Here is a 13,804-nt window from a genome sequence, read left to right as displayed (position 1 = left end):
TGGAAATTACACTTATTAACCCTCATTCTGTGAAAAGAGTGCCTCCCATAAATTTAAGAAATTTTGCAGTGATGCTACCCGTAACGTGATATCCTCTTTCCACTCCTTGAGTCTGGCTTCGCCTTGGGATCCAAGTTTATATATTCGTACGGGTGCGCCAGTATCTTCAGTCACCCAACTACTTTCCAGTACATGGTCGGCTTCCAGATTTCTTAACATCCGATATACGTGGCCGTCATCAATGGTCCATGCTTCTGGCAACAGATCTTTTAGGCGGCTGATAATCAGCCCTCCGTGAACTGGTTCTTTCGCAATCAGCAACAAAATAAAGGCTTCAAGGTGCTTACCGGTTTGATAGGCCCGTGTTCCTGCCACGTGAGTCTCCTTTCCTGGTATCATGCTCTCTCTGTGATGGTGTCGCACTGATCCGCTAAGTGTCAAGAGGTTGATGTACTCCAGTTTATGATGTCACACCACGTCCGTAAAATGCGAGACTTGGTAGAGCGGGCACTCATCCAGCCCATGGATTGCTCAATCCTCCGAGGAGGCACTGGCCATGGTATAAAGGAAAGGCGGGATCCTCAGCTTTAGCATTACGAACATCAGCGTATTCTCCGCCGATTGTCTCTAATTGCGGCTTGGCAGTACCACAATCTGATGACGGAGCATCTGTTGCACCCAGGGGCTGCGCTCTGTCAGATTGCGGACTGTACCTTGGTCTACCAACCGACCTTTATCCATGACAACAAGGTTCGCCACCAGATCAAGATTACTTAAGTGGTGTGTGGCCCATAGGAGCGTGCGTCCCTGTGCCCAACGTAGGATGTGCCTCAATACCTCGCGCTCGCTTATTGGGTCCAGACCCTCGGTTGGTTCGTCAAGCAATAGGATGGGGGCGTCCTTAAGAATCACCCGAGCGAGGGCAATGCGCTTGATTTCGCCGCCTGACAGGGTCACTCCGCGGCTATCTAATACGGTACTCAGTCCATTCGGCAGCGAGGCAATCAATGGCTCCAATCCCACCATGGCAATAACCTGGTGCAATTTGTGTGAAGATGCATCAGTGACTGCGAGCCTGAGATTTTCTTCCAGTGTAGTCTCAAAAATATGGGGCGTCTGATTGACCATTCCAATTCTCTGTCGCAGGACATCGTCATCAATCCCTAAGTAGCTCTTGTTGTCGGCACGGGCCACCCCTTGTTGTACGGGATAAAGCCCAGCCAGGACGTCGAGCATTGATGACTTGCCTGACCCATTCGGACCCACCAACGCTACGTGTACACCGGGTTCTAATGTGATGGAGACGTCTTTCAGAGCTTGAGAGTCGCTAGACTCATACCATAGGGAAACATGGTCCAAAGAAAGGGTGGGGTGGGGAGCCAGGTCAATGCTAAGGGACAGCGGAGATCTCACGGCGTCGGTGTGAACCAGCACATCCAGCCGTTGTTTAGCTGCCATAATTTGCCCTCGTTGCAAGAAAGCCGCAGGAAGAGGATTGATAATTTCAAACCCCGCCAAGGTCAACAAAGCAGCGACGGGAAGCAGTATAGGATGTAGTCGATGGTGATCCACCAGTTGAATGGCCTGAATCAACACTAGCCAAAGGCCCATCCCTGTCACAAGAAGGCTGAGGCCTTGAAACAGTCCATTGAGACGATGGAGCCGCACTTTGGTGGAAATCCAACTTTCGTCTAAAGAGGCCACTTGTCGTAGCACTTCCCCGACCTGATTCATCGCCACAATGTCGACAATCCCATGCCAACTATCCAGAATTTGTGTACTTAAGCGAGAGCGAAGATGGATTAAATGAGCACTGGTCCGGCGAGCCGACACATCGGCTAGCCAAGATAAGATCACCCCCGAAAAAACCAGCATGGCCACAATAACCAATGCCAATTTGATGCTTAACAGTTGCCCCACAAACACGACCACCCCTAGGGAAGCGATTCCGACCAGGATCGGCTCCCACAGTGTGATAAACAAATTTTGTAGCGTGTCGACGTCCGCGCCCATGCGAAGCATCCAGTCACCAGTATGAGCCATCCCGCGCTCACCGTTGCGTAGGGGTTCAATGGCGCGATATACCGCCACTCTTAAATCCCGTAGCCAGGTTAGCGTTACGTCGTGGGCACTAAGACGGTCAAGATACCGGGTAACGCCACGGCCGGTGCCAAAAAATCTGACCGCCACAATTGGCACCCAAAGCAAGAGAATGGTGGATGGCCGAGTCGCCGCCCGTGCGATGAGATAGCTGGAGGTCGATTGTAATCCAATACCCATCGCTAACGTCGCCCATCCAAAAAGTAACGTAAGCCAGACCATGCGTTGGTGAGACTTAACGAGCGGCCACAACTTCACGGCCTACCCCTCCTTCAAATTGGTTTAGAGCATCGCGAAAGGCTCCCGGCTGGTTGGCTAGTTCATGTACGCTGCCCATTTGCTCTACTTGACCACGATTCAAAACGAGTATATGGTCGGCTCTCATAATGGTCGTAAGCCGGTGCGCAATACTTATCGCAGTACGACCCACCGTTAATCGGTTGATGGCGCTTTCTAATGCTTCCTCACTAACGGGGTCTAGGTTTTGCGTGGGCTCATCAAACACCACCATCGGGGTGTTTCGCAAGAATGCGCGGGCCAGCGCAATGCGTTGTCGTTCTCCAGCACTCAGACGTCGTCCTTCTTGACCCAAGTGCGACTTTAGTCCTTGCGGCAAATTGGCTAATAGGTCGTCCGCATCGGCCTTTTCTAGCGCTACTAAAAAATCCTTCTCGTCTGCATTAGGTTTCGCTATACGGAGATTATCTTCAAGTGTTCCATAAAAAAGATAGGGATGTTGATTAATCCATGTTACGCGATCGCGCCACCACGCCATGTCTATGTGCGTCAATTCTACGTCATCAATTCGCAACGAGCCCTCATACGGACCCAAACCGAGAAGCAACGTTACCAAAGTAGATTTTCCCGAACCACTCGGCCCAACAATGGCCAAGTGTTGACCCGCGGCCACATCAACAGAAATGCCTTGCAAGGTCGGTTCGATGCGACTAGGGTAGGTGAAACTTAGGTTGTGCGTGTGAATTCCCCATGGGCCAACGGAGTCCAGCATCCGAGAGCCGCTACCGCAAGCCCAGGTGGGTGCCTCTACGATGCTATCCAGTTGTTCGAGAGCGCTGAGACCTCGCAAACTGTCGTGAAATTTTGCGCCTAAGGACCTCCACGGGCTGTAGAAGTCGGGTACCAATACTAACACCATAAATGCCGATTCGAAGGTAATGGCGCCGGAAATCAAACGCAGCCCAATAGCCACGGCTACCACCGCCATGCTTAACGACGCGAGCAGTTCTAGCACCAGACCGGACAAAAATGCCACCCGCAGTGTAGACATCGTGCGACGACGAAAGGATTCGCTAGCCAACGAAATCCCTTCCGCCTGACTCTTGCTTCTCCCAAACATCTTTAGCGTTTCCAAACCTGCCAAAATGTCCAGAAAATGCCCGTTCAGTTGCGATAGAGCGCCCCACTGCCGGGTCGTTTTACCTTCTGTATATTTACCGATAAGAATCATAAAAAAGGGAATCAGTGGCAAGGTAACCAGCAGAATGACTCCGGACAACCAGTCTCGCGAAATAACACGAACAAAAATCAATGCAGGCACAATGGCCGTCGTCATCACTTGAGGCAAGTATCGCGCTAAAAACACCTCTAAATCATCGATACCCTGCACGGCTGTTGAAATCAGCGCCCCTGTATCGTGCGACGCGAGAGCTAGGGGACCTGCGGCAAATAAATGCTTTACCATCTGCTCGCGCAGTGTCACTTGGGTCCGTGTTGCAAGATTTAATGACAGCGTTTCACTGAGTCCGGATACTAGTGCCCGTAAGAAAATTACGGCTAGCAGTACGGTTAATAGGGAACTCACTGTCGTCATAGTGCCGTGATGTCGATAGACGCGGTCTACAATGACGGCAAGGGTTTGGGCTTGAGCGATGATGAGAACACCCATCGCCAATCCGGTCAAGGCGACAATATAGGTCAATCTTCGCATGCTCGCAAATTTTCTCCACAAACGATACATTGGCCTCTCCTTCTTTAGTCGACTTTCTAACAACATACCACCAAGGGGTGTAGAAAACCAATAATGCAGCCACATAGCGACCATCGGGCCCGTAAAACAGGACCATTGGTCCCCCAATGTTGGGCCGTTTGGTCCCTGAGTTTGCTTTCCGGGAAAGGGTAATGTATCTTCATGGGTATTATGGGTCCGTCGGTTCCCTTTCAACATCGTGCCTCAAGTGATGTGAGTGTTTTTAATACCCGCCCCGGTACTCATTGGCCGAATTTGGTCGGTCTCGTCATTATGAGTCGAGCAGACACACGAACTGACACCTTAAGAGCAGAGACGAGCGCGGCATAATCTGACACGCAGTGAAGTACCACATGAGGATATTGTCGAGGAAGGAGGGAAGTGTTGACCATGAATAATGTCGCACTAGCCCGTTTACAGTTTGGTGGCGTCACCATTTACCATTTTCTTTTTGTCCCTATTACCATTGGCATGGCATTCATGCTAGCGATTCTAGAGACTCGATATTGGAAAAATCCCACAAAGTCAGGGCGACAAACGATTATGTTTTTCAGCCGTCTATTTCTCATTAATTTCGCCGTGGGAGTAGTGACCGGTGTCTTCCAAGAATTTCAGTTTGGAATGAACTGGTCCAATTATTCACGATTCGTAGGAGATGTCTTCGGGGCACCATTAGCGGTAGAGGCACTGGCGGCTTTCTTTCTTGAATCCACGTTCCTCGGGGTGTGGATTTTTGGATGGGACCGGTTGTCTCCACGAATACACACCTTATCTATGTGGCTCGTCGCGATCGGTACCAGTCTCTCAGCTTTCTGGATTCTCACCGCCAACGCCTGGATGCAGGAACCAGTCGGATACAAGATTGTGCACGGTAAAGCCGAAATGACTAACTTTTGGGCGATCATTACCAATCCGCAACTCATGCGGGAGTTCCCGCACACGGAGATTGCGGCGTTGGCCACCGGAACATTTTTTTTACTCAGCGTGAGTGCGTACTTTTTAGCGCGCAAAAACTATGTCGAGTGGTTTGAACAACCCTTTAAGATTGGACTCATTGTCGCGGCTATCGCGAGTGTTCTGGTCATCGTGATTGGTAGCGAACAAGCGTCACATCTTATTGTGGCGCAACCAATGAAAATGGCGGCCGCAGAAGCGCTTTGGAAAACAAGCCCATTACATGCCCCATGGACAGCGTTCTCGATCTTTAATCCCGTTACGGGCCATAGTTGGTTCGCGATAAAAATCCCTGATTTGTTGTCCATTCTGGCGTATAACAGGTTATCTGGGAGCGTCACCGGGATTACCGAACTGCAACGACTATATGTCGCTCGCTATGGCCCCGGGTTTTATGTACCTCCGGTACTGGTGACATTCTGGAGCTTCCGCTTCATGATTCTGATCGGGTTTTTGATGGCCGTGATGTCCATTTGGGGTGTTTGGCTGATGCACAAGGGACGGCTGTTGGATCATAAGCGCTATCTGCGCATGATGGTATGGGCGGTCGGATTACCAAGCCTTGGAAACATTATGGGCTGGGTCATGACCGAAGTGGGGCGACAGCCATGGATTGTGTTTGGACTCCAAAAAACCGTAGACGGGATCTCGCCGTCGGTCTCTGCAACGGAAGTGTGGATCACGCTTATCGGCTTTGGCCTTCTCTATACCGTGATGGGAATCGTAGAGGTCTCGCTGCTTGTCAAATACATTCGCCTGGGGCCCGAAGCTGAAGAGCCGACCGTAGATGATGAGCCAGTCGGGCTGGTTCACAAATTAACCTAGGAGGTGACAGCAATGACCTTGCCGATTGTATGGTTTGTTCTGGTCGCGGTACTGTTTATCGGCTATTTCATCCTCGAAGGGTTTGACTATGGTGTGGGCGTGCTCTTGCCATTTGTGGCTAAGACCGACGGGGAACGCAGGGCGGTTTTAGGAACCATTGGACCCGTATGGGATGCCAATGAAGTATGGCTGATTACCGCTGCAGGCGCCATGTTTGCAGCCTTTCCGGTGTGGTATGCCACTCTTTTTAGCGGTTTCTATTTAGTGTTATTCACCTTGGTAGTCTCTCTATTGTTACGCGGAGTAAGCATTGAGTTTCGCAGTAAGGATGCGCGACGCCAATATCGTAAATTATGGGACACCTTAATCTTTGTAGGCAGTGTGTTGCCCCCAATCGTTTGGGGGCTGGTGTTAGGCAACCTACTACATGGGGTGCCAGTCGACGCCAATCTGAACTACGTGGGTAACATTGGCACCTTACTTAATCCGTACGCGATCGTCGGCGCCATCGCCACCTTGCTCTTATTTACATTGCACGGCGCGCTATATTTAGGGTTAAAGGCTCCGCAGGAACTCGCCGATCGCGCCCAGCGTCTAGCGTACCGCGTGGGAATGTGGGCTACCATCTTCTATTTTGGGTTTGTTGTACTTAGCTACTTCTATAGTGACTTCGCCCACAAGTTGGGGGTGAATCCGGGGCCAATACCCATTTTGGCTGGCATCGCCATGATCGCCGTACGGTTTCTCTTACCTGGTAAACACTATGGATGGGCGTTTGCCGCGACCGCACTGACCATCGCGCTATCAGCGGCCAGCGTCTTTCTAGTGCTCTTTCCCAACTTGATGCTTTCGAGTATCAATCCGCATTGGAGTGTCACGATTTATAACGCGGCGGCCAATAGCTACAGCTTGAAAGTGATGAGTTTCACAGCCATCTTCTTGTTACCCTTTGTTCTTGCGTACCAGGCATGGACCTATTGGGTCTTTCGAAAGCGCGTAAGCATGGAGGACTCCTTCCACTATTGAGTCTGACCTGCCTAATGCCGTGCTCCGAAGTACCACACATCACCTAAACCGTGTGCGCGAGCTGGTGGGTGAGACATCATGAATTTAGCGGCGAAGAGGGAAGGGGCATGATTCTCTTGGCGGCCAACGTATAAAAAAATGATCGAGAAGTAGTATCGAATCCAGGAGGGGTGTCGATGCCGCATGACCCCCTCATCCTTGTTTACCGAGGGCTCTTAATGATTCTTATCGACCCGCAGTCATTATGCAGGAGCCGACATGGGTGTCGAACGTGTCTACTGTCCATGACTGTCCCGAAAAGCACGCTTGTCGAGGTTTATCTACAAGTTAATAGATGTCGGACAAACTTTAGTTCCCGTGTAATGACTGCTAGGGGACCTCAGAGCAAGTTTACCGTGACCATCGGAAGAATAAGAAACTTCAATACGTTAACATAATCCTGCTTATCGGACTCTGTAAGAGACGATGAAAAGGGGACCTCATTTGAAATCTTGACCGCAAGACTGGTAACACAACGAGATCTCGGCCGCTGCCGTCTTGTGACTATGGTCCCGCCGTATCTCCTAATTCAATGACAAAGGTATGACCCATCTGTCGGGGCTATCGGCACGGTCATCGGAGTGCAATGGATTCAACTCCCTTGCGTCACGAAGAACGCTGTCGCGGTGGTTGCTCGTCGTAGTGTGTGTCATATTGTTGCAGGGCTTCGTATTGGCGCCCACTAACCTTGTCATAAATTTGGCTAATATCGCTGCAGTGTGTACGTCAGAGATAAGTCGATGGCCGCTTCTACCGTATGGCGCCGCACACGGCATGGAATTGAGTAGGTAGAACGCGCGGCCGTGAGTCTTGGCCGTCATAGCGAGTGTCTCTTGGGACGCGAACCCCTTTAGAACCGGATGCGCAATTAACATGAGTCGTGGCGTCAATTCCTGCTGTAAAAGTCTGACTGGCGCAGGGTGGTTTGCCTGCAGCCACGGTTTCGTAGCAACGTAGAATGTCTCTGGCCGCTCATCGGTGTCGGATTTCGGGACGAGCCGAAAACGGCTCCTCTGTGAGGTCCCATCACGTGCCGGAACCTAAGAAAATCAAACTTTTGGACCTGAGAGTCGATAGAGTTTCGACGTCGAAACAAACTAACTCGGGCTAAATGGACCAACCCGTTTTTGTAAGAAGATCCGCTCTAGGACGCTATGAGTGTCCGTTATTATGGAGATTTCTGAGGCTGAGTTTCGACGTCGAAACTGCTAGGAGAAAAGCGATAACGTTTCTAATTGGTTAAGGAGCGATAATGCCCCTCCTTTTCGTAAAGCCCACGGTAACTCGTGGCTGTTGGGTGCAGACACGGGCTCCGGTAAGGCGATGTGGCGCCTCTTTCGGCCCTTCCCGACCACACTGAGGATGCCCCGTTACTGCCCCTCGGCGGTTTGCGTTGCAGTAAGTAGGCAGGGTTTCGACATACGGATTACGGAACCTACAGTGTCTTTTCGTACCGGACGTACGCTTGTTGCATGTCGTCGACGCCCGTACCTGTTCGCACAAAGCCGGCGTTCTCAAAGAGTTTCATCGACCGTTCGTTATAGGCAAAGATCTTGGGGGCCACCAGTTTTTTCCACCCACGACTCCGAGCGACATCGATGAGCAGCGTTAATACCTGGCGGCCTATGCCACGATTCCGATATTGGGCATCCCCAATGACGATGGGCATCAACGTCTCGCACAACGCCGCATCGCCCACGGGCCACCACGTCTCGTCTAAGACCTCAATGACGAAGACATCGCCCCGTTCGGAAAGCCATCGGTACATCTTCTCGATGCGGGCCCGGTCAAACGCCGGCACACCCGGACCCTCGGAGAAGTACAACACCTCCGGGTCTGCATACCAGGGAACCGCTGTCTCGATATCTTCCGGAAGATGCAAGTGTCTCAGTCTCACCGGTAACGTTTTAGACGTCGACACACTCATTGGCTTTCACCTCATTCGATTCATTCTTTCCTCGACGTATCTGGAACGTGCCCTACACAACCATTACAGCCATGGCGATTCTAACCACTGAGCAAGTAGGCCACAGCACACATTTGGCTCGCTTCCAGCGAAGAGCCTTTACCTCACACTCGCCCCCGACGACCTCAGTCGCTGTCGACAGACAAATTCTAGGGTCGGACGACTGGATTTCCGACGGATTTCAAATGGGTCATCAATTCTGCCGGAAAACACCCCGTCGGAGTAACCACCACGACAATATAGTTGGAATCGTTGTAAAGAAGTACTTCTGAACACCCGATAAGTTGTCGCCGTAGTAGATGTGACCTATTTCAATCACGTATTCATGCCAATGGATCGGACGACCCTACGGAAAAGAGCGCCATGTCTCGGGGTGGACCGCCCCAGTGCCGTCGGCGACGCGATAGACGTCATGATTCTGCGGGCTTCCCGCCACTTTGTACTCTCGTAGATCGGTGCGAATCTGTCTCTGCATCGAAGCACTAAAATTATCGTTTCGAATTGGGGTCGCCGCTACCGATAGGCATGGGTGAAATAGGCTCCCAACGCCCCGCAGACGACAAGTGCGACCTCACCAACCGTAGTCCGATTCATTCAAAACCTCCTGCACCTCAAGGCATTCTCCGCATTTTACTGAGTTATTCTGCAGAACAGGCTCTCGCCATCGATGTTATCAACAAAGCATACGAGCTGGCCTAGAAGTCGCCGATGCCTAATGCGTTCCCCGCCAAAAGCACACTATCGAAAAGCGTTCAGAGCTTGGGCGGCTATTGCCTCCGCGAAAAAGCGCGGTATCAAGACAAGCTCGGTGGCTATGACCCGGCGACTTCCTACTTCGATACATTCATCCCAAAACGCCAGATGAATCTGGTCAACGTCACGCTCGGATTCTCGGACGGACTCTCCACCGGGGGACTTGAATTCGATCCAATAGAGGTACAGGCGACCGTCCCATTCGTCAGAGAACACCGCCTCAAAGTACATCTTTTCATCGTCAAGAGTTGCCCGACATTCCTCGATGCGTTCATTGAGCACGCGCATCCATTCGAGGGCACGGGCCTCTTTCCCGAGCTTGACCGTAAATCTGTCCAACACCACACCAGCCATTTCCATTCCCCCGTTCAATTCGCGACGCTCCCAACCTGGGTTGCCTGATTCCATAATGCGAACCCTTGTGTTTTGACGGCGAACAGCGACAATGCCCAGATGGAAACTATATCAAAAAATATTGCAATAAGTCCCTGGCCTTCCGGGAGAGTTGGCGATACTGCGGTCCCGAGAGTTCCTTGAGGCATCCGGCTCTCCCACGTTGGATGGTCTCCCGCTATTGCAACGCATAGACCAATTCGATGTCGTTTGTCGCACCGAGAGCCCGCTTATACCAATAATTGTGGTCTGCTCCGTGAATACCGAGGATGCGCGCACCGGAATGTACAGTACTGGCCTTATTCACCCAGGCCTGCATGATATCGTGCCGCGCATTCCAACTTTAGCGCCCCTTTATGCTTATCAGTATATGGAACCCTCCATCGCGCGTAATCCAGAGCGCATATGCAGTGCCCAATGGCTGCAAGGCCAGAAGAACGCCATCACGAGGACCGGAAAAGCTCACACTCACGAAGTCCCATCGTCGTGGCGTGTTCCATGCATCATTCCAACGGGTTCCGCCATCGTGACTGACCCACAACCGATGGCCAACGGCAGTCCATAAGGTTTTTGGCGATGAAACACTCATGTCCCACCGAACGTCAACGGGAGCATCGACCGTTCCCGCCAACTTCCACGCCGCGGATGTTTCAGCCGAGTAAATCGCAATACCATTACCGTTTCCGTTTACTGTGACGGGAAGATAACCATGAGACGAATTCGAGAACACCGGCGGATAGGACACTTCATTGTCCGCCCAATTTGTCGGAATCGAGAGTTTGATGGCTGTCCAGCGAAGGTTACTATCTTGTGAATGATAAAGCCATCCCATACCGAGTCCATTAATGCTTCCTGTTAACCATAGGCCCCCCTGCGCATCGACAGCTAAACCCGTTTTATCACCATAATACGGCACCTGATGCGGTTGCTGGTGATCGGTGCTCGCGTCCCAGCGATTCCTTGACGACCCGCTGTTGGTACTACTCCACAGCGTCACCGCTTCATTCCCTGAGGCCCATACACCGTATGCCAGAAGCCACCACCGATGCTCAGTGGCAGTAAGGGAAGCCCCAGTCACCAATGTCGATGGCAGGACTCGCCGCAGCCAGGCTCATCGATGCTATAGCCAAAGATTAGCACCACAGCCCACCACCGTCATCGTCGATCCTAAGCGGCGCAGAGAACCAGTTCCTGAACCGCGGAGGTCATTCCTGGGAATAGCCACACTCGTCCGCCGCTGCGGCGCAAGAGCTATTAACTTCACCGACAGATTCTCCCCGGCTTGCATGGCTACCCAAGGATGGTCCCCGATTTGTAAGACACTCGTGGCATGCCCCGCGATCGATACAGGAGACAATGTTCGGGTGGCCATCGAAGACCGTGCGTCCGGAGACAGCGAAGAATCTGGTTGTGGAGTGCTCCCACAATCCGCCAGAATAAAAATCCCTATGGCCATCAAAGCCACAGCCATCCGTATTCTCCTCATTGACGGCCTCCTACCCCATTCGTCATAACACACAGTCCCCGTCATCCACTTCTTTAAGAAAAACGATAACGCCCGCTGATAGGTTACCCAGAAAAGATCGCGGAAGGATGGATCATCGGAAACGCTGCTATGTATCCAATGACCAAGCGATCCCGGGCCAGACTATCCATACTGCCTCGATCTCAGTAAAGACCCGAGCCTGTCACGTTTCATTAGGGGGTGGAAAAGCCACCACGGTGGTCCCACATCCCGACAACAGCAACGCGGCGCAGGCCGCGATCAGAAAACGATTACGAGTCATGGAGTCCAACCTCATTTCGAAAGATAGGTTTGCGCCGCCTGACGCAAGAATGCTTTGCACTCCTCCAAATTGGGCCCCTGCACCTGCCATTGTGTGCGGGGCCGATCAATCGTCAGGGGATCGAACGGCGATTTTCGGAAGGCCCGCAGTTCAACCTGAGCGACCTCGACCAATACTCCGGGGAAGGTGCAGTGAAACACTCCCGCCTGGTCCACCGACACCTGCGAGCGCCACTCCAAGCGCTCACCGGCTTTCGAGGTGAAACAAAATGGAACTACTGGCAACGAAGGCATGAAATTACTCCTTGGGGGGCCAGGTCTCAATCGCGGTGAGGGGAAGGTGACGACGAATCAGACAATACTCCAGTCACATCCCAATCTCATGCACATTCAGCAGACAAAAACCGCCCGCAGGGAGCGGGCGGAGCCGAACACGGTCTCGCAACCATTCGGGAAGGGTATTTTATCATCCAGAGTCCGATCATTATCGTACTGTCATTTCCTAGAAAAGACCTCCGACCAGTAGAACGCCCTTGGTAACCTCTCGCGTTCTATAGGCGTTACCTAGAAAAGGAGGTCGATGTTTTGCCACGCATTTGGTTGGTTTCAGCGATCATTCTCGTTGCCTTAGGGACGACGGCGCTTAATTCATCCGCCACCGTGGATCAACTCAGACGGACCCATGTTTATCGGCCTGCCGATTCTCGTCGTGAGGTGAAGAAGCCATCGCCCGGGGTCCCTCACCATAGAGAGATAACCCTTTATGATGTTTCCATGCCTCTGATGAATGCCCCCTTATCGCGTGTTCCTGTGTATGTGAGAGGGACGGTCACCTTCCTCCCTTCGCAGTTTCTTAAAGAGCGTACCGAAGGCGCGCAACCCTATCTAGACGACCCAATTTGGGTGGTTGCCTATTACTGCTCAAACCTGATTCCGTGGAACAAGAGCACGTCCATTCCGGCCTGGGTCGGCAGTCAATACCGTTTAACTACGCCGACCGGCCTCTCTATTGTTGAAAATAAGAAGGAGGCAGGTCAGCGTGCAGTGTCGGTTCGTATGGAGGTACCTGCGTGGGGCTTTTATAGCATTACCTTGGTGGATCCGTCTGTAACCCAAGGCGCCTATATTATTCAACGTATTGACTTCACATGGCAAGGCATTTCGTAATGATGCCAGGGCGTGCGTTAAAGTGTGGTAGAAATAGACGGCACCATAGCCCGACGGGCTATGGTGCAGGAGTACGACAGCGTAATCGATCATGGCTAAATTGCCCACAAGCACGGAACGACTAGCGCCATTACCTAGGTATCAAGAAAATCTCCAGAGAGCATTGTCAATAGTTCCGGTTCCCCCCAGACTGCTCATTAAAGTTTCGCCTAAATCAACCCACGTTTCGCACCCCTAGTTCGGGAATGGCTAGCCGGAGGGCACCTGCGCAAATCGACGGCTGTCCATGCCTAAGAGTAATAACGCTTGGCGCTGCGTGAGAGAGAGTGCGCTCCGACTGCGATGCATCTCGCCGTGCGTGTCGTGCCAATGGAGGATTTGAATCGGCGTGAGGATTTCTTTCAGTCGTTTGGTGGTCGGAGCGGGCTGCAGCCGCTTATTGGGATAGGGAAGGCTGATCCCCAATCGGGCTTGATTCTGGCGCATCACGGCTTGCATGCATTGCCAAAGCAGAAGGGCCATGTAGACCACGTAGACATAAGCCGTAATCTTCCCGGTGTCCTTCAAAAAGAGCGGCGCAATGGCGAGCGGGCCTTTGACGAGCGCATGGTCGCGTTCCACGACCCATTGGGTTTTATACGCTTCCAGCAACTCACGCGCCGTCCGGCGCGCATCGTTCGTGCGACCGGCAGGTCGCAGTTCTTGTCAGTTAAAGTCTGACTCGTGCAAGTTAACTCGTTCAAGTGCGATAGGCGACAATGGCAGGGTGTTCGCCGTAAGGCGAAATCTGATGGGCCTGAGCCAAATT

At 52.1% G+C, this 13,804-nt stretch carries 13 protein-coding genes; 3 read left to right on the top strand and 10 right to left on the bottom strand.

Going from position 1 to position 13,804, the window contains the following annotated elements; genetic code table 11:
• Positions 1-15 precede the first annotated feature (15 nt).
• The 3 genes from ACOJWD_RS14430 to cydD form a co-directional block, all read right to left on the bottom strand.
• Positions 16-375, bottom strand: coding sequence for a PadR family transcriptional regulator (locus ACOJWD_RS14430; RefSeq protein ID WP_486993945.1), 360 nt, complete (start codon positions 373-375; stop codon positions 16-18).
• Between the two features lie 252 nt (positions 376-627).
• The gene (gene cydC, locus ACOJWD_RS14425; protein WP_486993944.1) at positions 628-2,358 is read right to left on the bottom strand and encodes a thiol reductant ABC exporter subunit CydC; all 1,731 of its coding nucleotides are present in this window, start codon (positions 2,356-2,358) and stop codon (positions 628-630) included.
• The gene (cydD, locus tag ACOJWD_RS14420) at positions 2,336-4,078 is read right to left on the bottom strand and encodes a thiol reductant ABC exporter subunit CydD (protein WP_486993943.1); all 1,743 of its coding nucleotides are present in this window, start codon (positions 4,076-4,078) and stop codon (positions 2,336-2,338) included. The genes cydC and cydD overlap by 23 nt, the downstream gene beginning before the upstream one ends.
• A 399-nt stretch (positions 4,079-4,477) precedes the next feature.
• Here cydD and ACOJWD_RS14415 point away from each other — a divergent pair, with 399 nt between their 5' ends.
• The gene (locus ACOJWD_RS14415; RefSeq protein ID WP_486993946.1) at positions 4,478-5,866 is read left to right on the top strand and encodes a cytochrome ubiquinol oxidase subunit I; all 1,389 of its coding nucleotides are present in this window, start codon (positions 4,478-4,480) and stop codon (positions 5,864-5,866) included.
• A 12-nt stretch (positions 5,867-5,878) separates the two neighbouring features.
• Positions 5,879-6,892, top strand: a complete 1,014-nt coding sequence (gene cydB / locus ACOJWD_RS14410) for a cytochrome d ubiquinol oxidase subunit II (protein WP_486993942.1) — start codon at positions 5,879-5,881, stop codon at positions 6,890-6,892.
• Positions 6,893-8,366: 1,474 nt separating this feature from the next.
• On the opposite strand, the gene ACOJWD_RS14405 is transcribed toward cydB, so the two are convergent.
• The 6 genes from ACOJWD_RS14405 to ACOJWD_RS14380 form a co-directional block, all read right to left on the bottom strand.
• On the bottom strand, positions 8,367-8,858 hold the full coding sequence (locus tag ACOJWD_RS14405; protein ID WP_486993941.1) for a GNAT family N-acetyltransferase: 492 nt from the start codon (positions 8,856-8,858) through the stop codon (positions 8,367-8,369).
• Between the two features lie 777 nt (positions 8,859-9,635).
• Complete coding sequence (locus ACOJWD_RS14400; RefSeq protein WP_486993940.1) at positions 9,636-10,058, bottom strand: DUF6176 family protein; 423 nt, start codon at positions 10,056-10,058, stop codon at positions 9,636-9,638.
• A gap of 163 nt (positions 10,059-10,221) precedes the next feature.
• A complete protein-coding gene (locus ACOJWD_RS14395; RefSeq protein ID WP_486993939.1) occupies positions 10,222-10,362 on the bottom strand; it encodes a hypothetical protein in 141 nt (46 codons plus the stop codon).
• Between the two features lie 24 nt (positions 10,363-10,386).
• Positions 10,387-11,040: a hypothetical protein gene (locus tag ACOJWD_RS14390; RefSeq protein WP_486993938.1), complete on the bottom strand. Its 654-nt coding sequence runs from the start codon at positions 11,038-11,040 to the stop codon at positions 10,387-10,389.
• Positions 11,041-11,163: 123 nt separating this feature from the next.
• Complete coding sequence (locus ACOJWD_RS14385) at positions 11,164-11,529, bottom strand: hypothetical protein (RefSeq protein WP_486993937.1); 366 nt, start codon at positions 11,527-11,529, stop codon at positions 11,164-11,166.
• A gap of 312 nt (positions 11,530-11,841) precedes the next feature.
• Positions 11,842-12,123 (bottom strand): hypothetical protein, encoded by a 282-nt coding sequence (locus ACOJWD_RS14380; protein WP_486993936.1) that lies wholly within the window; start codon positions 12,121-12,123, stop codon positions 11,842-11,844.
• A gap of 291 nt (positions 12,124-12,414) precedes the next feature.
• Between ACOJWD_RS14380 and ACOJWD_RS14375 the strand changes: the two genes are divergently transcribed.
• Entirely contained in the window at positions 12,415-12,996 is a 582-nt protein-coding gene (locus tag ACOJWD_RS14375; RefSeq protein ID WP_486993935.1) for a hypothetical protein, read from the top strand.
• Positions 12,997-13,245: 249 nt separating this feature from the next.
• Here ACOJWD_RS14375 and ACOJWD_RS14370 read toward each other — a convergent pair whose 3' ends face one another.
• On the bottom strand, positions 13,246-13,647 hold the full coding sequence (locus ACOJWD_RS14370; protein ID WP_486993934.1) for a hypothetical protein: 402 nt from the start codon (positions 13,645-13,647) through the stop codon (positions 13,246-13,248).
• Positions 13,648-13,804 lie beyond the last annotated feature (157 nt).

The sequence above is a fragment of the Sulfobacillus sp. TH-112 genome, assembly GCF_057473405.1.
The sequence above is the reverse complement of the archived record's forward strand: the minus strand, read 5'-3'. Positions and strand labels throughout refer to the sequence as shown.